This window comes from Soonwooa purpurea, assembly GCF_053891095.1.
On sequence record NZ_JBSSMA010000061.1, the window covers coordinates 1 to 1,246 of the forward strand.

The following is a 1,246-nucleotide window of genomic DNA, read 5'->3' on the forward strand; positions in this document are numbered from 1 at the left end:
TTAATAATTTGAAACCACCAACAATAATTCCTTCGAAAATTATTTCAACAAAAACCTGTACTATAAATTCAAATATTATTGTCATTTTTTAAGCGGTCAGTTTGGCAAAATTGCGTACAACGGAAAAGTATTGGCGAAGTGCGGGCTGGATTGGACAAAAAGTTCAATTCAGAACCGAGCGTAGCCGATGCTTTTTTCGGATTGTTAAATTACAAAAATAATCAATACGGAAAAACAATCGGCGGAGTAATTTTACAAAATTTCAACGTTTACAAAACCCCGCATTTTGCCAATACACTGTTGTCTGCAGTAAGAATTCTAATCGTAATGAAATCTACATTTAGCAATAAGAATTTCATTTTCTTGATATTGGTAAATTAATCTATGCTCATCGTCAATTCTTCGCGACCAAAATCCAGAATATTTATGTTTCAGAGGTTCTGGTTTTCCAATTCCATCAAAAGGATTTCTAGAAATATCTTTTAACAAATCATTTATTCTTTTTAATTTCTTTTTGTCAGTTTTCTGCCAGTATAAATAATCTTCCCAAGATTCATCAACAAAAGTATATTTCATCTTATTCTTCTATTAAATCTTTAGAAAATGATTTATTACTTTTTAATTTTTCAATTGCTGAATCTAGACGCATTTCGTTTTTTCGTGAAGAAAGTTCATAATTTGTTGCCATCAATGAATTATATTCTTCTAATGACATTACCACAATACCTGAATCTTTTCCACGATTAATAATCAAAGTTTCGAAGTTTTTCGCAACTCTATCTAAATATGATTTAATATCTTTTCTGAAATCTGAAACACTTGCAATTAACATTATTTGTATTTTAATTAGTACAAATATACGTACAAAAATTCAATTAACAAAATTATGCAGTATTTTGGACTTATTGCAGACAACGAAAAAGTATTTGCGAAGTGCGGGCTGGATTTAACTGAAAGTTCAATTCAGACTAAGCGAAGCAAAATGCTTTTTCAGATTGTTAAATTACAAATAAAATCAAGATGAAAAGCATTTTTGCGAATAAATGATTTATGCTTTTCAACTTTGATTTAAACCCCGCATTTTGCAAATACACTGTTAGCTGTAGTGCGATTAAAATATTTTTTTATTATATCTAGCAAACTCATAAATATATTTTCATTTCCATAATTTTTAAGATCGTTCATTCCTTGTTTTTTCTGAGATAATTTTTTGCTTTTTAGTTTGCGTCCAATTTTTAGCCAATCA

2 protein-coding genes are annotated in these 1,246 nt (G+C 28.8%); both read right to left on the reverse strand.

Annotated features, from left to right (window positions below):
• Positions 1-318: 318 nt before the first annotated feature.
• Positions 319-576, reverse strand: a complete 258-nt coding sequence (locus tag ACVFVN_RS14725) for a Txe/YoeB family addiction module toxin (protein WP_409508910.1) — start codon at positions 574-576, stop codon at positions 319-321.
• A gap of 1 nt (position 577) precedes the next feature.
• Positions 578-832, reverse strand: coding sequence for a type II toxin-antitoxin system Phd/YefM family antitoxin (locus ACVFVN_RS14730; protein ID WP_409508911.1), 255 nt, complete (start codon positions 830-832; stop codon positions 578-580).
• Positions 833-1,246: the final 414 nt, after the last annotated feature.